Source organism: Campylobacter sp. MIT 12-5580, assembly GCF_005406235.1.
GTDB lineage: Bacteria > Campylobacterota > Campylobacteria > Campylobacterales > Campylobacteraceae > Campylobacter_D.
The window spans coordinates 176,020-193,779 of record NZ_NXLK01000003.1 but is presented as its reverse complement, the minus strand read 5'-3'; the positions used below and the strand labels follow the sequence as shown (position 1 = coordinate 193,779).

Sequence of the window (17,760 nt, the reverse complement as noted above, 5' to 3'; positions counted from 1 at the left end):
CATAACGCAAAAAATTAAGGAAAAAATGATGAATGTCAGGGCTGAGTATTTAAAATTTTTTGAATCAAAAGGGCATAAAATAGTGCCTTCAGCACCCTTAGTGCCAGATGATGCAAGCTTGCTTTTTACTAATGCTGGCATGGTGCCTTTTAAGAGCATTTTTACAGGCGAAGTGCCTCGCCCTACCCCACCAAGAAATACAAGTTGTCAAACCTGCATAAGAGCTGGAGGCAAGCACAATGACTTAGACAATGTCGGCTACACAGCGCGTCATCATACTTTTTTTGAAATGCTTGGGAATTTTAGCTTTGGGGATTATTTTAAAAAAGAAGCCATTGCTTATGCTTGGGAATTTGTAACTGAGGTGTTAAAACTTCCTAAAGATAGGCTTTATGTAACCGTGCATGAAAGCGATGATGAAGCCTATGAGCTTTGGCAAGAACATATTCAAAAAGAGCGAATTTATAAATTTGGCGATAAGGATAATTTCTGGCAAATGGGCGATACTGGACCTTGCGGACCTTGCTCTGAAATCTTTTATGATCAAGGGCAGGAGCATTTTAACTCAAGTGAAGATTATATGGGAGGTGATGGGGATCGCTTCCTTGAAATTTGGAATTTAGTTTTTATGCAGTATGAAAGAAGCAAGGACGGCAAGCTTAGTCCTTTACCAAAGCCTAGTATTGATACAGGCATGGGACTTGAAAGAGTTACGGCTATCAAAGAAGGTAAATTTAGCAATTTTGATAGCTCCTTGTTTATGCCTATCATAGAAGAAATCGCTAAACTTTGCGGAAAAGCTTATGTCTATGAAAGCGGGGCTAGCTATAGAGTTATAGCTGATCATATACGCTCAAGTGTGTTTTTACTTGCTCAAGGCACAAGCTTTGATAAAGAAGGCAGGGGTTATGTTTTAAGAAGGATAATGAGAAGGGCTTTAAGACATGGATATTTGCTTGGGCTTAAAGAACCTTTTATGCATAAACTTGTTGATGTGGTTGTAAAACTCATGGGGGATCATTATACTTATCTTCAAGAAAAACAAGAGCTTGTTAAAGAACAAATCAAGCTTGAAGAAGAGCGTTTTTTAAGCACCATAGAAAATGGTATAGAAATGTTTAATGAAGAGCTTGCAAAAACTCAAGAAATCTTTAGCGGAGAAGTTGCCTTTAAGCTTTATGATACCTATGGTTTTCCACTTGATCTAACTGCTGATATGCTAAGAGAAAAAAATCTCAAGCTTGATGAGGCTGAGTTTGAAAGACTCATGAATGAGCAAAAGCAAAGAGCAAAGGCAAGCTGGAAAGGAAGCGGGGATAAGGCTGTAAATGGGGATTTCAAAGAGCTTTTAGAAAAATTCAAAGAAAATGAATTTATAGGCTATACTGAAAGTGAGAGCAAGAGTAAGGTTTTAGCCTTGCTTGATGAGGATTTTAAACAAATTTCAGGGCTTAAAACAGGTATGGCTGGCTGGGTTATGCTTGATCGCACTCCATTTTATGCCACAAGTGGGGGGCAGGTTGGAGATAGTGGCTTTTTAGGGGCTAGTAAGGTGCTTGATACTCAAAAATTCTTTGGCTTAAATTTAAGTAAAATTGAGGCTAAAGAAGAACTTGAAGTTGGCTTGAATATCAATGCAAAGATCGATAAAGAAAGAAGAGAACAGATCGCAAGACACCATTCAGCTACGCATTTACTTCATTATGCCTTGCGTAAAATTCTAGGCTCTCACATCGCTCAAGCTGGCTCACTTGTAGAGGCAAACAAACTCCGTTTTGATTTCACACATGCTAAGGCTGTAAGCAAAGAAGAACTTGAAAAAATAGAAGAGCTTGTTAATGCGATGATTAATGAAGCAAATACGCAAAAAACAGAACTGATGAGCCTAGAAAAAGCCAAACAAAGTGGAGCTATAGCTTTATTTAACGAAAAATACCAAGATGAAGTAAGAGTTGTAAGTCTTGGTGCAAGCAAAGAGCTTTGCGGCGGCACTCATGTAAAAAGCACAGCTGAAATAGGAAGCTTTTATATCACTAAAGAAAGCGGAGTAAGTGCTGGAGTAAGACGCATTGAAGCTGTGGTAAGCAAAGCAGCTTATGCTTGGGTAAAAAAGCAAATAAATGAGCTTGAAAATGCAAAAGAAGAACTTAAAAACAATGACATACAAGCTGGTATAAAAAGGCTTAAAAACGAACTTTCAACCCTTAAAAATGAGCTTAAAAATGCAAGCAAAAATGAGCTTAGCTCACAAGATATCAAAGGTGTAAAAATTTGCGTGCAAGCAGTGCAAAATGGCGATATAAAAGCTATGATTGATGATTTTAAAAACGCTCATGAAAAAGCTGTGATTTTACTCGCTCAAATCAAAGATGAAAAGCTTATCTTTGCTGCTGGAGTAAAAAACTCCAACTTAAAAGCTGGCGAGCTTGTTAAATGTGCAGCTGTCGTAGCTGGGGGCAATGGAGGTGGCAGGGCTGATTTTGCTACTGCTGGAGGTAAAGACTTAAGCAAACTTGATGAGGCTTTACAAGCTGGGCTTGAGCTCATCAAAAAAGAGCTTTAATGCTTTATCTTGCTTCAAGCTCACCATCAAGAGCAAGGCTTTTAAAGCAAAATAATTTTGAGTTTTCACAGCTACAAGTAAGCTTTGATGAAAGCAGTGTTGATAAAAACTTAAAGCCAGAAATTTATGTGCAAAAAGTGCTTGAGCTTAAAGAAAAGCTTTTCTTTGAAAGCAAAGAATTTAAGGCTTTAAAAGCTAACTTTGATGAAAAAAATGATAGCATAGTCTTTGCAGATAGTATAGTTAGCGTTGATGATATTATACTGACTAAGGCTCATAATGATGAAGAAGCTTTAAAAATGCTGAGCTTGCAAAATGCTAAAAAACTAAGCATTATCAGTGCTCTAAGCATTAGCTCACACAAAAAAATCACTGCTTTAAGCCTAGTAAAACTCACACTTGCTCCTTTTGAAGAAAAAGAACTTAGGGCTTTTATCACTTCAAAAGCCTATCTTGGCAAGGCAGGTTGTGTGGAATGTGAGGGCTTTCATAAAAAATACATTCTTAAGCTTCAAGGCGAGCTAAGCACAGCCTTAGGGCTTGATATATCCATTTTAAAGGCGTATTTATGATGAAAATATTTAAATTTTTATTTTCTTTGGTTTTGCTTCTGGTTTTAGCAGGAGGCATTTATGCATTTGTTTTGTTTTCAAATGCTGGAGTTGAAAACTACATTTTTAAAGACTTTAAGCCAAATTTAACCACGCAAATCTTTGATCGAAATGGCAAACTTATAGCCAATATCTTTGATAAAGAACACCGCTTTTATGCAAATTATGATGAGCTTCCACCAAGATTGATTGAAGCCTTAGTAGCTATAGAAGATACGGCTTTTTTTGAGCATGATGGGGTAAATATAGACGCTATTGCTAGGGCTGTGATTAAGATGATACAAGCTGGACGAGCAGTTGAGGGAGCTTCAACGCTCACACAACAGCTTGTTAAAAATACCGAACTTACTCCAGAAAAAACCATTACGCGAAAGATTAAAGAAGCCTTGCTTGCATACAAGCTAGAAAATGAACTCAGCAAAGAACAAATCATCGAACGTTATTTAAATCATATCTTTTTTGGACATGGATATTATGGGGTTAAAACTGCTGCTAGAGGGTATTTTAGAAAAGAACTTGATAGCTTAAGCTTAAAAGAAATCGCTATACTTGTAGGCTTGCCAAAAGCCCCAAGCTCCTATGATCCAACAAGGAATTTAAATCTTTCTCTTTCAAGAGCAAATGCTGTAGTACAAAGGATGTTTAACCTTGGCTGGATCAGCGAAGCTGAATACAAACAAGCCTTAGCCGAAGTGCCGACAATTTATGATGATACGCTCACTCAAAACGCAGCTCCTTATGTGGTTGATGAAGTGATTAAAAGGCTCAGCCCTACCCTGCCCGATCTTAAAAGTGCTGGTTATAACATAGAACTTAACATAGACTTAAACGTGCAAGAACTTGCTCAAAATGCTTTAAAATTTGGCTATGATGAGATAGTAAAACGCGATAAGGACGCAAATTTAAGCGTGTTAAATGGGGCTATGGTGGTGATGGATCACCAAAATGGCGATGTTTTAGCCCTTGTTGGCGGGGTTGATTATAATAAAAGCAATTTTAACAGAGCCACTCAAAGCCTAAGGCAGCCCGGAAGCACCTTCAAACCTTTTGTATATCAAATCGCCATTGATCTAGGCTACAATCCTATGAGCGAAGTTGCCGACATCTCTCGTGTATTTGAAGGAGCTGAGGGAGAGAAAGACTGGAAACCAAGCAATCTTGGTGGAAGCTTGCAAGGACTTGTTACACTTAAAGACGCTCTAACGCGTTCAAGAAATCTTGCGACTATAAATTTAGCCCTTGATATAGGACTTGATGTGCTTTATCAAAGAATGCTTGCCTTTGGCTTTTCTGATAAAATTCCAGCTGATTTAAGCATAGTGCTTGGAAGTTTTGGAATTTCACCTTTAGATTTTGCTAAGTTTTATTCTATGTTTGGAAATTACGGCGTTATTGAAGAGCCTCTTATCATTAAAAATGTTAAAAACGCAAATAATGAGATCATTTTAAGCTTTGAAAGCAATGCTACAAAAGTCGCTGAACCTGAACAAGTCTTTTTAACGCTTGATATGATGAAAAATGTTGTCAATCGCGGCACTGGCAGCAATGCTAGAGTAGCTGGCATAGAAGTAGCTGGAAAAACTGGCACGAGCAATGAAAGTATAGACACTTGGTTTGTGGGCATTACTCCAGAGATTGAAGCACTCATTTGGTACGGCAATGACAATAACAAACCACTTAAAAGGATAGAAGGTGGTGCAAGAACAGCTGCTCCTGTGTTTAAAGCTTTTCTAAGTGAGTATATCAAACTTTATCCACAAACAAAACGCGTATTTAGCGTGCCAGATAAGGTAAAAAAAGGTATGTATAACGGACAAAGTGAATACTACACACCCAAATCACCATTCCCGCAAAAAAGCATACATTCGCTTGGCGAAGATGAGATGCTCTTTTAAAGAGGATATTTTCTTATTGTAAAAGGCAAAAAAGTAAGAAAAAATCTGCAAGGTAGAAAAATGAAAAGGCAAGGAAGTTTAATCCTGCCTTATTACATGGGTTATTTACCCTTTACGATAGTTGTGTAAGTGCCATAAATTCCAAGTATGTTATTAACTTCATAATCCACACTTTGAATTTGAGTGATACCGCCATTTTTCGCTGCTGTCGCAACTGAGCAATCATCAATAGCCACCAAAGCCAAAACACTCTTGCAAGTTGCTCTTCCTTCCTTAGAAGCACCTACGCTTGAAGTCGCTTCAACTGGAAGCTTTGCGTTTGTAAAAGCCATACCAACAGGGTGAGTTGTCGCACAAGCTGTAAAGAAAGTCGCAGCTGTAGCTGCCACAAGTAAAGTCTTTTTCATAAGAAACCTTTCATAATTGATTTTTAAGTAGCTCTTTAAAAGCAACTTAAAGTGGTAAATATTACCTAAAAATAATTAATAAAGCAAAATATTTATGCTTTGTTCAAAAATTCAAAATCTATGTTGATAAAACACCATCTAAACCCGCCGAGAAAAATTTACCTTTTTCAGCATTGCGAACAAGGCGAGTATTTCTTTAATCAAAAAATATCTTTGTTTTGTTTATTTTAAATTTATTTTCAAAACACTAAAAAATAGATCAAATTTTTTAGTGTTTTATTTTCTAACTTAATTATTTTATCGCAAAAATACAGCACCTTCATCAAATTTATCAAAGACTTACTCCCAAGAGAGCTTACAAACTCATCTGTATTGATACGGCTTCCAAAATTCTTACCTCTTAAGAGTTCATCATATTGTATTTCTATCTTTGGCATTATAGTAAATTTATTGCATCACAAGGCATTTTTGAAATTTCAAGAAGTTTTTACTTGAGTTTTTTTAAGGCACAAGCAAAAAGCCTATGCCTTAAGATTTTAAACCTTTTTAATCACTATACCCTTCTCATCAGCATCAATTAAAATTTTATCATCAAGATTAAGCTCATCACTCAGTATCATATCACTTAATTTATCCTCTATGAGATCATAAATGGCTCTTTTTAAAGGACGTGCCCCAAAATCAGCATCAAAGCCAGCTTGGGCTATGAAAAGGGCGGCATTTTCACTCAAACTTGCTTCTATGCCCTTGCTTGCTAAAGAACTTTGCAAGTCTTTAAAGAGTAGTTTTACTATCTCAAAGGATTCATCATTTCCTAAAGCATTAAAAGTGATGATGTCATCAAGGCGGTTTAGAAATTCTGGCTTGAAAAACTTCCTTAATTCAGTTTTTACCGCATTTTCAAGCTCTTCGCCCTTTAAAGTCATAATGGCATTTGAAGCTATATTTGAGGTTAAAATGATAATGGTATTTTTAAAATCCACGCTCACGCCCTTGCTATCAGTTGCCCTGCCATCATCAAGTATGCCTAAAAGCACATTGAAAACATCTTGATGAGCCTTTTCCACCTCATCAAATAAAAGCACGCTATAAGGCTTTCTACGCACGGCTTCAGTAAGCTCTCCGCCTTCTTCGTGTCCTACATATCCAGGAGGTGCACCAAGCAGCCTTGAAACGCTGTGTTTTTCCATAAATTCACTCATATCAAAACGTATCATTGCCTTTTCATCATCAAATAAAAACTTAGCCAAAGCCTTAGCTGATTGAGTTTTGCCAACTCCTGTTGGACCTAAGAACAAAAAGCTTCCAATTGGCTTGTTGCTATCATTAAGCCCGGCTTTATTGCGTTTGATGGCTCTTGCTAGAGCTTTCATTGCCTTATCTTGTCCTATGACGCTTTGTTTTAAATGCTCTTCAACTTGTAGAAACTTTTGCTTTTCAGAAGTCAGCATTTTTTGCACGCTTATGCCTGTCCATTTACTTAAAATTCCAGCGACTAAATCTTCATCGACTTGATTTTTAAGCAAAACCCCAGCCTCGCTCATAGCACGCCATTTTTCATCATAGTCTTTTACCTCTTTTTCAAGGGCTGGAATTTTGCCATATTCTAGCTCGGCTGCCTTTTGAAACTCGCCTTTAGCTTTAGCTAAACTTGCCTCATTTTTAAGAGTATCGATTTCCTTTTTCTTTTCACTGATAGCGTTAAATACAGCCTTTTCATTTTCAAAACGTGAATTAAGCTCTTTTTGCTTTTCTTTGAGATTGGCTAGCTCTTTTTCTATCTCAGCAAGCCTTTTTTCATTTTTATCCTGCCCTTCCATTTTCAAGGCTTCATTTTCCACCTCTAAAGTTTCTATCTCTTTTCTTACCTTTCTTAAAGAGCTTGGCTCGCTTTCTATTTGCATTTTAAGTTCAGCTGCAGCCTCATCTATAAGATCAATAGCCTTATCAGGCAAAAAGCGATCTGCGATATAGCGCTTTGAAAGCTTTGCAGCCGCAACTAAAGCTGAATCACTAATGCGGACATTATGATGAATTTCAAGCTTTTCTTTTATGCCTCTAAGCATGGCTAAAGCTTCATTGACACTTGGCTCACTCACGCTAACTGGTTGAAATCTTCTTTGCAAGGCTGCATCTTTTTCAAAATACTTGCGGTATTCTTTTAAAGTCGTTGCACCTATGGTGTGAAGTTCGCCTCTTGCAAGGGCTGGTTTTAGGATATTTGCAGCGTCCATACTGCCCTCACTCGCCCCAGCGCCTACTATGGTGTGAATTTCATCGATAAATAAAATGATATTTTCATTTTTAATCACCTCATTAACCACAGACTTAAGCCTATCTTCAAACTCGCCTCTATACTTTGCTCCAGCTATTAAAGCGCTCATATCAAGGGCGATGAGCTTTTTATTTTGAAGGCTAGTTGGCACATCTTTTGAGATTATCCTTTGAGCTAAGGCTTCTACTATGGCAGTTTTTCCAACTCCTGGTTCTCCTAGTAAGATAGGATTATTTTTGGTTTTGCGTATGAGAATTTGCATGAGCCTTTCTATCTCTTCTTCACGTCCAATGACTGGATCAAGCTTGCCCTCGCTTGCTTTTAAGGTAAGATCAATACCAAATTTATTTAAGGCATCAAGGGTTTCATCGCTTGTTTTACTCTCTATCTTTCGCCCTGCTCTTAAGCTTTCAAGCTCTTTTTTAAACTCACTTAAAGTAAGAAATTTACTTAGAATTTCTTTAATAGGATTTGTCTCACTTGCACTAAAAAGCCAAGTATCAACAGCTAAATAACTATCCCCCCAAGCACTCATCAAGCCCTTAGCCTGCTCTAAAGAATTAATAAATTCACTTGAAAAACGCAAATTCTCACGATTTACATTAGAAGAAGTGGCTAAACTTGCTATCTTGCTTTTAATCTCAAGCTGCACGGCTTCTTTTGAGACATTCATTTTATTAAACACTTGATTTAAAAGACTGGTGCTATCAACACTCAAAGCCCAAAAAAGATGCAAAGGCACAACTTCAGTATTTTTAGCATGGATAGCCAAAGAAGCTGCACTTTCAACATTTGCCAACATAGAATCAGTTAAAAAATCTTGTAAATTTGCCATTTTTTACTCCTTTATATCATGAATTTCAAACCAGATAAAAGACTTTACAAACCCAGCCAAAAATTCAAACTTTATATAAAGTGCATTATATAACTTTAGTCTAGTTTTGTCAAGTTTTTTTAGTAAAAATTTTAAATTTTATAAAAAAATTAAAAATTAAATTTGAGCTTTCATTTTTTTGATATAATATTTTTTAAAAAAGCCTCTAATCAAAGCTAAGATAATAAGGAAAATCAATGTTTCACATAGTCTTTAATGCTGATGAAAATTACATAAAATATTGCGCTGTTTTAATGACAAGCATAGTTAAAAACACTGATACTTCAAAGAAATTTAAAGACTTTTTTGATGAAGAAACTTTAAATTCGGCTATGGGGGGGGGGCATTGCACCGATAAGGAAAATTCAAATATAACTTATAAGCTCTTAAATTATGAAAATTTAAGCGAAGAGGAAAAAACTGAAGGCTATATTTTTCACATCTTAACAGACTTTATCTCAAATTCCACTAGAAAAAAACTTAATGAACTCCAAGACGAATTGAGTAAAATTTACCCATGCAAGATATACATATACTTCATGAATAATGAAAAATTTAAAGATTGTGCTAGAGTTCATGCTGCAAAACATACTTCTGCAACTTATTATAAAATGGCAATATCTTCAACATTATCAAATGACATAAAAACTTGTCTTTATCTTGATATAGATATGCTTGTTATTGCAGATTTAAGAGAATTTTTTCATATTGACCTAAAAGATAACGCTATAGCTAGTGTTTTGGATTATAAAGGTTCAAATCATAATGTACTTACTGCAAAAAATCAAAATTTAGCAGACATGCCCCTAAACACAAATGAAAGTTATTTTAATACAGGAATGATGCTTCTTAATTTAGCATTTTGGAGAACAAATCAACTTGAGAAAAAATGCTTTTATTTATGCAAAAACTATATCCCAAGGTGGGCAGAACAATGTATCATTAACAAAGCTGCACAGGACAAAAACATAAAACTACCTCTAAAATTTAACTTTTTTGACTCAAATTTTCTTGAACTTGAAACTTTGGATGATAATAAATACAACAATAGAATTTTATATACAAAAAGCGAATATGAAAACTCTATGAAAAGTATTAAAGTTGTCCATTTTATATCCTATAAACCATGGAATACAATTTTTGATTCTCAATGGGATTTGAATTTAATGCAAGAAATCATATCTTTAGAACAATCATGGTGGAACACTGCCTTGACAACACCTATCTTCAAAGATGAGCTTCTTGGACTAAAATTTACACTTAAAGACAAAGAATTTCAAAATTATGCAAATCGCATCACACAACTTTTTATACAAAAACAAGGTGAAATTAAAGAGCTCCAAATTCAAATCTCAAATTTAAATCAAACCATTACTAAACTTGAAAACGAAAACAAAACCTTGCAAAATGAGATTATAAATCTAAAACAAACAAAAGGAGCAGCTTTAAGAGCACAAAATCAACTTGCCTATAAATTAGGAACTACTCTTATGTCATACTCAAAATCAAAATTTTTCTATCTTAATCCTAAATTTTATCTTACTTTGCTCAGTATCAAATCAAAGCATAAAAAGTCTAAAAAGGCTTATGAAAATTTAATCTTTTCAAATCCTAGTTTTAAACTGCCCTTGCTTGAAACTTATGCTGATTATGATGAGGCTTTAAAGGTGCAGAACTTTTTTTCTTATAGACTTGGACTTGAATTTATTAAAGCGAGTAAAACTTGGTATAAAGGTGGATTGGTAAAATTTTATTTTAAAGCAAAGAAATTAAAAAAGGAATTTAAAAAGGAAAAAGTGTAAAATACTAATGTATCTATTGCCTTATTTCTCGTAATAACTCGCAAACTTACTTCACAAAACTATCAATGGCTTTTTCAAGTTCTTCAACTCGCTTCATATCGCCTTCTTCTATGGCGTGGATTATGCAGTGGCTTAAGTGTTCTTTTAAGATAGCTTTGCCGGTATTATTGATCTCGCCTCTTACTGCGGCAAGTTGTATAAGCACTTCAGAGCAATCCTTGCTATTTTCTATCATCTTTTTAATGCTTTCTAAATGCCCTATACTCTTGCTTAAGCGGTTAATCATCGCCCTATCATGCCCTTTAGAATGAGTGTGCATTATGCTTGTCCTTAAAATTTAAAAGTTTTTAAAGTATTTTAGCTTAAAATCGCATTCTTTTTAAAGATATTTACGATTTTTTAAAGAAATTTGATTAAAATAAAGCTTTTGAATTTAAGAAAAAATGGGAGTTTATTTTGAAAATTAAAGCAGTTTTGATGAATATATTAGGCTTTGCAAGCACCTTGTTGATTTGTTTTTTTCTTGTAAGTCAAGCTGGTGCAAAACCAAACGAGCCTTATAGTAAGGATCAAGTGCAAAAACGCCTTGATGCTTTAGAAAAATACACAAAAACCCTTGCCATAGTCGAGCAATACTATGTTGATGATGAAAATATCAGCGATTTGATCGATAAGTCCCTTTCTGGCTTGCTTTCTAACCTTGATGCGCACTCTTCTTTTCTCAACGAAAAGGACTTTCAAGACTTAAAAATCCAAACAAGTGGTGAATTTGGCGGACTTGGCATAAGCGTGGGTATGAAAGATGGGGCTTTAAGCGTTATCGCTCCGATTGAAGGCACACCAGCTGATAGGGCTGGTATAAAGGCTGGCGATGTAATTTTAAGGATAGATGGCGAAGCGACTTTGGGAATGAACCTTAATGACGCCGTTGATAAGATGCGAGGTAAGCCAAAAAGCACGATTAACATTACTATTTACCGAAAAGGTGGCGAAAAGCCTTTTGATATAAAGCTTACAAGAGAGATTATTAAGATAGAAAGCGTGTATTCAAAGCTTATTGAAAACGAGGACATACTCTATCTTAGAGTAACAAGCTTTGATAAAAAAGTCAGCGAAGAAGCTAAAAAGCAAATCCAAAAAAACCCAAAAATCAAAGGTATAATTCTTGATCTTAGAAACAACCCGGGTGGGCTTTTAGATCAAGCTGTTGGACTTACAAATTTATTTGTCGATAAAGGCGTGATTGTCTCACAAAAAGGCAAAAATGAAGCTGACAATAGAGAATACCCAGCCGATCCAAGACAAAAGGTTACTGATGTGCCTTTAGTTGTGCTTGTCAATGAAGGTAGTGCAAGTGCAAGCGAGATCGTCAGTGGAGCCTTGCAAGACTTAAAGCGAGCCATCATCATCGGCACAAACACTTTTGGCAAAGGTAGCGTGCAAAGCATTATCCCGCTAAGCAACACCCAAGCTTTGAGGCTAACGGTGGCAAGGTATTATCTTTCAAGTGGGCGCACTATACAAGCAGTGGGCGTTAAACCAGATATTGAGGTTCTAGCTGGTAAAGTCAATGTCGTTGATAATAATTTTAGCATTAAAGAAAGTGATTTAAAACTTCATCTTGAAAGCGAACTTGAAAAAATTCAGCCAAATGAGAAAAAAACAAATTCAAAAACTGATAAAAATATCATCACTCAAACTCAAATTTATGATGATGCACAGCTTAAATCAGCCGTTGATGCGATTAAAATCTTAAGTATTAAAGGATAAAGTCATGCAAAAAAGAACCCTACTTTATGAAGGAAAAGGCAAAAAGCTTTACACAACAGATGATGAAAATGCTTTAATTAGTGAATTTAAAGATGATCTTACTGCTTTTAATGCTGAAAAAAAGGGTTCTGAGCAAGGAAAAGGGGCATTAAATTGTCAAATTTCAACACAAATTTTTAAGCTTTTAGAAAGCAAAGGCATAAAAACTCATCTTATTAAGACTTTAAATGAAAGCGAACAACTCGTGCAAAAATGCCAAATCGTGCCTATAGAAGTCATAGTGCGTAATGTCGCTACTGGCTCACTTACAAAAAGACTTGGCATAAAAGATGGCACAAAACTGCCTTTTGCTTTGGTTGAGTTTTGCTTAAAAGATGATGCACTAGGTGATCCTTTTATCAATGATGAGCATTGCAAGCTTTTAAATTTAGTGCGTGATGAAAAAGATATAGAAAAGATCAAAGACATAGCAAGAAAAATCAATGCCATTTTGCTTGAGTTTTTTGATAGCAAAAACTTGCGTTTAATTGACTTTAAAATCGAGCTTGGTTATAATCCTGATGGCGAGCTTGTTTTAGCTGATGAGATAAGCCCTGATAGTTGCCGTTTTTGGGATAAAACAACAAATGAAAAGCTTGACAAGGATCGCTTCCGTCAAGACTTGGGTAATGTAAAAATGGCGTATGAAGAAGTTTTAAAACGAATTTTAAGCTAGGAAATATCATGCAAATCATCATTAATATATCTTTAAAAAATGGAGTTTTGGATCCACAAGGAAAGGCTGTTGAAAAGGCTTTGCACGCTTTGGGCTTTAATGGGGTTAGCGAGGTAAAAATCGCCAAGCAAATCAAACTTGAACTTGATCAAACAAACAAAGAAAAAGCCCTAGAAGAAGTCAAAAAAATGTGCGAGGAACTTTTAGTCAATTGCGTTATTGAAGATTATGAGATCGTGTTATGAAAGTCGCTATACTTCAGTTTCCAGGGACCAATTGCGAGCATGATACAGCCTATGCTTTTGAGAAAATTGGCGCAAAAACGCAGATCATTTGGCATGAAAAAACTGACTTTGAAGCTGATTTGATCGTGCTTGCTGGGGGATTTTCTTATGGGGATTATCTAAGATCTGGAGCTATTGCGAAGTTTTCACCAGCTATTAAAACCTTGCAAGAGCATATTAAAAAAGGTGGCTTTGTTTTAGGAATTTGCAATGGTTTTCAAATTTTACTTGAACTTGGCGTTTTAAAAGGAGCGATGAAACATAATGAAAGCTTAAGCTTTGTTTCAAAAATGCAAAAACTCAAAATCATCTCAAATGATAATGCTTTTTTAAAAAACTTCCAAAAAGATGAGATCATCAGCCTGCCTATCGCACATGGAGAGGGAAATTTTTACGCTGATGATGATACTTTGCAATACCTTTATGACAAAGATATGGTACTTTTAAAGTATATTGATAATCCAAACGGCTCAAGAGATGATATAGCTGGAATTTGTGATGAGAAAAAACGCATATTTGCCCTTATGCCTCATCCTGAAAGAGCTTGTGAAGGCTTACTTGGAAGTGAAGTTGGGCTGAAAATGTTTAAAGGCTTTATGTGATGAAAAAACTCCTTTTACTCTGCCTTGCTGTTTTTATAAGTTTTGCTGCTAGTCTTGATGATAAACAAAAACAAATTTATCAAAATATAGCCCCAAGCGATGAAATGGGTAATTACGAAGAAAATATCAAAGACACTTATATAGCGACAAGTTCTTTAGTCTTAAGTGCAAAAGAGTATAAAAAACAATATTTTGTAGGCGAGGTATTTAGCCTAGAACTCAGCGCTAAAACGACTGAAAATACTGAATTTGACTTTGAACTTTCTTTTAATAAAAACAAAGAACTTGTTTTTTTAAATCCAGAAGCAAAATGGCAAAAAAATGGCGATGAATACAACATAAAGCTTTATTTTGAAGCTCAAAACTCAAATGCAAAACTTGAAAGCATAGAAGTCGCGCTAAGTAGAAATAAAGAGGTTTTTCAGCGCTCAAGCTTACTTTTAGAACCTTTAAATTTCAAACGCGTGAATGCTGATAAAAATTATTCGCAAATCGTAGCAAACGATCTTTCAGTAAAACGCACGCGAACAAGCTATTTTGATGATAAAAATCTAATGATGATTGTCGAGCTTCGGGGCGAAAATGCAAACTTAAACGATTTTCATCTTAAAGATGAAACGCTGATCGAGCAAAGGATAGACAATGTCAGGGGCGATTTTAACAGCTCGATTGCTTTTTACTCAGCCATTTTTGCGCCAAATAAAAAAAGTCTTGATTTTTCATACTTTAACCTCAACACCCAAAAACTTGAGACGCTAAGCATAGCTGTTGAGTTAAGTGCTGATGAAAGCGTAAGCACGCAAAGTGACTTAAATCCCAAAAATAACGATCTTGTTTTTTATAAACAACTTGGGCTTTGGATCGTAGCTGGCTTATGTTTTGTGTTTTTTATCTTTAAACGCTCATATATCGCTTTAGGCATTGCTATTTTAGTGCTTGCATTGAGTTTTTTTATCGGCACAGATACACAAACAGGCGTGGTAAAATCTGGTGCCAATGCTAAAATTTTACCAACTGCAAATTCAACTTATTTTCGAACAAGCAAACAAGATGAAAAAGTCGAAGTGCTTGCAAAAAGACAAAACTATATCAAAGTGCTTTTTGAAGATGGAGCTATAGGCTGGATAGATGAAAAAGATTTGCAAGAAAATTAAAGCCTTTTTGTATTTGTTTTTTTTCATCATAAGCGTTTTGGTGGTATTTATCTGCTTTTATACCACTTCTTCGCAAGATAAAATTTGGCGCATACGTAAAAATTGGGCAAAGTTGCAAGGTAAGGTTTTTGGCTTTGATTATGAGCTAGAGGGTGAATTTGATCCAAACGCTCAAATGATACTTATGAATCATCAATCAATGCTTGATATTATCGCTCTTGAGGCTTTATATCCAAGGAATTTGTGCTGGATCGCTAAAAAAGAACTTGGCGAGCTTCCTATCTTTAAAATTGCGATGAAAAAACCAAAACTTCTTTGTATAGATAGAAAAAATCCAAGAGATTTGGTGCGTATCTTAAAAGAAGCAAAAGAAAGACTGAGCGAAAATCGTGTTTTAGCTATTTTTCCAGAAGGCACTCGCTCAAAGACGCCAAAAATGCTTAAATTTCAAAGTGGAGCAAAGGTGCTAGCTGAAAAGCTAAACCTAAAAGTTCAACCCATACTCATCGTTGATTCAGCCCTAATCCTTGATAGCAAAGCTTTTGCCCTAGGCAGTGGCACACTCAAACTCATCGCCCTACCCTGCGTAGATACAAGCGAGGCAAGCTGGCTTGAAAACACTAGAAAAAAAATGCAAGAGCTTTTGGATACACAAAGATCGAGCATAAAAGAAAATTAGTCAAAAATTGATTTTAAAGTCAAATAAGATAAAAATGTAAAGCTTCATTATAAAAACCAAATTAAAAATATTAATTACATTTCTCTTGTGTTTATTTTTCACACACTTATTATCTTTCAATTCTAGCAAGTTATAATTGAAATTTTTCTTAATCCTGCCTGAAAATGAACCATATTTTTGAAAAATTTAAAATATTTTTATTTTTTAGTCTTTATTCTAAAAAATATTATGAGTGTGTTCATATTTTTTTGCAAACAGAGGCTGTCCGAAACATCATATAAAGCCCATTCATACCCAAGCCTATCTTTGTATATTGTTTAGAATTTGTTTCGGCCATGGGTTTAAAATGTATCCCCCTAAGCTCTGATAGAACCATTTTTAAAGCCTTTCTATGAAAGGGCTGTTCTATGTTAATACCTTCAATCTCTAACAACCTTAACATACATTCAATAGAAGTAGCTATAGCTTCTATTGCAAATTGTTTATTTTCTGGGTATAATTCATCTGCAATAATATATCCATACCATGCTAAAATCTTATACGGACAAACATCTTCCACAATGAGCTCATAAGCAATGGCATAGTCTATATATTGATCTAAAACTTTTTGTATTACCCTGTCTTCAAATTCCTTGCCAAAATCAATTTGTATGCCTTTTTCTTCATTAATTTTTGAATAGCTCGTTATGAAAGTATCTTGAAAATACTTTATAAGAGTATGCATTTTACTAAAGTCAATATGAACAAAAGGTTGAGAAAATTTACTCATTGCTATATTCTTTAACACAATTGGCAACTTTTCTACTCGTTTTTTCGACTTCTTGTTTCATTACATCATCATTTTTTTGTAAGGCTTCTAAAAACTCTGTAATTTTTTGACTACCACCATTGTGTGGTCTAGCATCATCTTCTTTTGAAAACACTATCTTTTGGTGTTCAGTCTTAAGTTTCAATCTTTCTTGAAATTTCTTTTCTAATTCTTTTGTTGTCATCATTTAAGCCCCTTTTCTTAGCTATATTTTAAAGAAGTTATACTTTTATTTTAATTTCTGTGCCTTTTGTGTATTTCGTATTTAATTTTTCAATTCTAGCAAGTTATAATTGAAATTTTTCTTAATCCTGCCTGAAAATGAACCATATTCTGAAAAAATGTAAATTATTTTTATTTTTTAGCTTTGGTTGTAAAAAAACAATATCGTTTTTTATCATCCTTTCCTATTTCATAGCAATTACATAATATTTAATTTTAGCTTAACAGCATAAAATCATTTCGTCAAATTTATTGTTAAAGCTCTAAAAAATAAGTATTTGATAGCACTTTGAATAAAGCTATATTTTTTGTTAATATAAAGAAAAATAGCATATTAACACAAAGGATAAAGCAATGCAAAATACTGAATTTAATGGAACTCAAGAAGATGAGATAGATGATATTCAAGACGCTATGAATAACTTTGATGAAGATAATGAACTATATAACAATCAAAGCACTGCAGAAAATAACAATATAAAAGATGAAAACAATGTCAAAGATGGCATAAGTAAAGAAATTCAAGAAATTATAGATAAAGCTTTTGATGAAAAGAAATTTGATTTGAGTAGTGAAGAAAATTTCAGCTTTAATCATTGTCAAAACGAACTTAAAAGCACTTTAGATTTTACAGAACAAACACTTTATTCTCAAGGTTTTGAAAAGCTTAGATCAGCATTTACTCGTCTTGATGATGATATAGTGATTAATCAAGACTTAGAAAAAGTGGCAAAAGATAGCGTAGAAAAAGAAAAGCAAATAGAGGACTTAAAAGCACAAAAGGCAAAAGAAGACAAAGAACAAAGAAAAGACGAAAATAATAATGTCGAACAAGATAAAGGTGGTTTGAGCTTAGAAAAAAGAATAGAGATTTTAGAGAAAGAGCTTAAGGATTTAAAGATTAAGGAATCAACCTTAAAATGAAGAAAAAAGGGAAAATGATAAGGCTTTTGATAGAGATATAAGGGAATTTGGGGAACAACTCTTATCTTTAGATTTTCACAAAGCTTATAAAGCTCTAATGGAAATGTTTTCTAAAATTCTTAAAAACAAAAGAATCAAATCTCAGCTTGCAATGAATAAAGAAGATAGGCAAAAA

The 17,760-nt window shown here is 34.5% G+C and carries 17 protein-coding genes; 11 read left to right on the top strand and 6 right to left on the bottom strand.

All coding sequences use genetic code 11. The annotated features are described in order from the left end of the window. Positions 1-28: 28 nt before the first annotated feature. The 3 genes from alaS to CQA38_RS04505 are packed head-to-tail and all read left to right on the top strand — an operon-like array spanning position 29 to position 5,069. A complete protein-coding gene (gene alaS, locus CQA38_RS04515) occupies positions 29-2,563 on the top strand; it encodes an alanine--tRNA ligase (RefSeq protein ID WP_137632902.1) in 2,535 nt (844 codons plus the stop codon). Further along, positions 2,563-3,135: a septum formation inhibitor Maf gene (gene maf, locus CQA38_RS04510; RefSeq protein ID WP_137632801.1), complete on the top strand. Its 573-nt coding sequence runs from the start codon at positions 2,563-2,565 to the stop codon at positions 3,133-3,135. The genes alaS and maf overlap by 1 nt, the downstream gene beginning before the upstream one ends. Further along, positions 3,135-5,069 (top strand): PBP1A family penicillin-binding protein, encoded by a 1,935-nt coding sequence (locus tag CQA38_RS04505; protein ID WP_137632901.1) that lies wholly within the window; start codon positions 3,135-3,137, stop codon positions 5,067-5,069. Before maf ends, CQA38_RS04505 begins: the two co-directional genes overlap by 1 nt. 101 nt (positions 5,070-5,170) lie before the next feature. Here the strand turns inward: CQA38_RS04505 and CQA38_RS04500 are convergent, their stop codons facing one another. The 3 genes from CQA38_RS04500 to CQA38_RS04490 all read right to left on the bottom strand — a co-directional run bounded on the left by CQA38_RS04500 (position 5,171) and on the right by CQA38_RS04490 (position 8,586). Beyond that, positions 5,171-5,401 (bottom strand): TRL-like family protein, encoded by a 231-nt coding sequence (locus CQA38_RS04500; RefSeq protein ID WP_212741816.1) that lies wholly within the window; start codon positions 5,399-5,401, stop codon positions 5,171-5,173. Positions 5,402-5,715: 314 nt separating this feature from the next. Next, positions 5,716-5,913: a hypothetical protein gene (locus tag CQA38_RS04495; RefSeq protein WP_137632799.1), complete on the bottom strand. Its 198-nt coding sequence runs from the start codon at positions 5,911-5,913 to the stop codon at positions 5,716-5,718. Between the two features lie 99 nt (positions 5,914-6,012). Beyond that, a complete protein-coding gene (locus tag CQA38_RS04490) occupies positions 6,013-8,586 on the bottom strand; it encodes an AAA family ATPase (RefSeq protein ID WP_137632798.1) in 2,574 nt (857 codons plus the stop codon). A gap of 236 nt (positions 8,587-8,822) precedes the next feature. Here CQA38_RS04490 and CQA38_RS04485 point away from each other — a divergent pair, with 236 nt between their 5' ends. Further along, positions 8,823-10,427 (top strand): glycosyltransferase family 8 protein, encoded by a 1,605-nt coding sequence (locus CQA38_RS04485; RefSeq protein WP_137632797.1) that lies wholly within the window; start codon positions 8,823-8,825, stop codon positions 10,425-10,427. Positions 10,428-10,473: 46 nt separating this feature from the next. On the opposite strand, the gene CQA38_RS04480 is transcribed toward CQA38_RS04485, so the two are convergent. Beyond that, positions 10,474-10,746, bottom strand: a complete 273-nt coding sequence (locus CQA38_RS04480; protein WP_137632796.1) for a metal-sensing transcriptional repressor — start codon at positions 10,744-10,746, stop codon at positions 10,474-10,476. Between the two features lie 158 nt (positions 10,747-10,904). On the opposite strand from CQA38_RS04480, the gene CQA38_RS04475 reads away from it, so the two are divergent. Genes CQA38_RS04475 through CQA38_RS04450 form a run of 6 tightly spaced genes read left to right on the top strand, consistent with a single transcriptional unit; the run spans position 10,905 to position 15,631 of the window. Then, a complete protein-coding gene (locus CQA38_RS04475; RefSeq protein WP_137632795.1) occupies positions 10,905-12,197 on the top strand; it encodes a S41 family peptidase in 1,293 nt (430 codons plus the stop codon). Between the two features lie 4 nt (positions 12,198-12,201). Continuing rightward, positions 12,202-12,912, top strand: coding sequence for a phosphoribosylaminoimidazolesuccinocarboxamide synthase (purC, locus tag CQA38_RS04470; protein WP_137632794.1), 711 nt, complete (start codon positions 12,202-12,204; stop codon positions 12,910-12,912). A gap of 8 nt (positions 12,913-12,920) precedes the next feature. Then, entirely contained in the window at positions 12,921-13,157 is a 237-nt protein-coding gene (purS, locus tag CQA38_RS04465; protein WP_137632793.1) for a phosphoribosylformylglycinamidine synthase subunit PurS, read from the top strand. Then, on the top strand, positions 13,154-13,798 hold the full coding sequence (gene purQ, locus CQA38_RS04460; RefSeq protein ID WP_137632792.1) for a phosphoribosylformylglycinamidine synthase subunit PurQ: 645 nt from the start codon (positions 13,154-13,156) through the stop codon (positions 13,796-13,798). The genes purS and purQ overlap by 4 nt, the downstream gene beginning before the upstream one ends. Then, positions 13,798-14,952, top strand: a complete 1,155-nt coding sequence (locus CQA38_RS04455) for a hypothetical protein (RefSeq protein ID WP_249355181.1) — start codon at positions 13,798-13,800, stop codon at positions 14,950-14,952. The genes purQ and CQA38_RS04455 overlap by 1 nt, the downstream gene beginning before the upstream one ends. Continuing rightward, on the top strand, positions 14,927-15,631 hold the full coding sequence (locus CQA38_RS04450; RefSeq protein ID WP_137632791.1) for a lysophospholipid acyltransferase family protein: 705 nt from the start codon (positions 14,927-14,929) through the stop codon (positions 15,629-15,631). The genes CQA38_RS04455 and CQA38_RS04450 overlap by 26 nt, the downstream gene beginning before the upstream one ends. A 238-nt stretch (positions 15,632-15,869) precedes the next feature. Here the strand turns inward: CQA38_RS04450 and CQA38_RS04445 are convergent, their stop codons facing one another. Both CQA38_RS04445 and CQA38_RS04440 read right to left on the bottom strand, forming a co-directional pair. Continuing rightward, complete coding sequence (locus CQA38_RS04445; RefSeq protein ID WP_137632790.1) at positions 15,870-16,400, bottom strand: hypothetical protein; 531 nt, start codon at positions 16,398-16,400, stop codon at positions 15,870-15,872. Then, a complete protein-coding gene (locus tag CQA38_RS04440) occupies positions 16,393-16,626 on the bottom strand; it encodes a hypothetical protein (RefSeq protein ID WP_137632789.1) in 234 nt (77 codons plus the stop codon). The genes CQA38_RS04445 and CQA38_RS04440 overlap by 8 nt, the downstream gene beginning before the upstream one ends. 389 nt (positions 16,627-17,015) lie before the next feature. Between CQA38_RS04440 and CQA38_RS04435 the strand changes: the two genes are divergently transcribed. Then, a complete protein-coding gene (locus CQA38_RS04435) occupies positions 17,016-17,585 on the top strand; it encodes a hypothetical protein (RefSeq protein ID WP_137632788.1) in 570 nt (189 codons plus the stop codon). Positions 17,586-17,760: the final 175 nt, after the last annotated feature.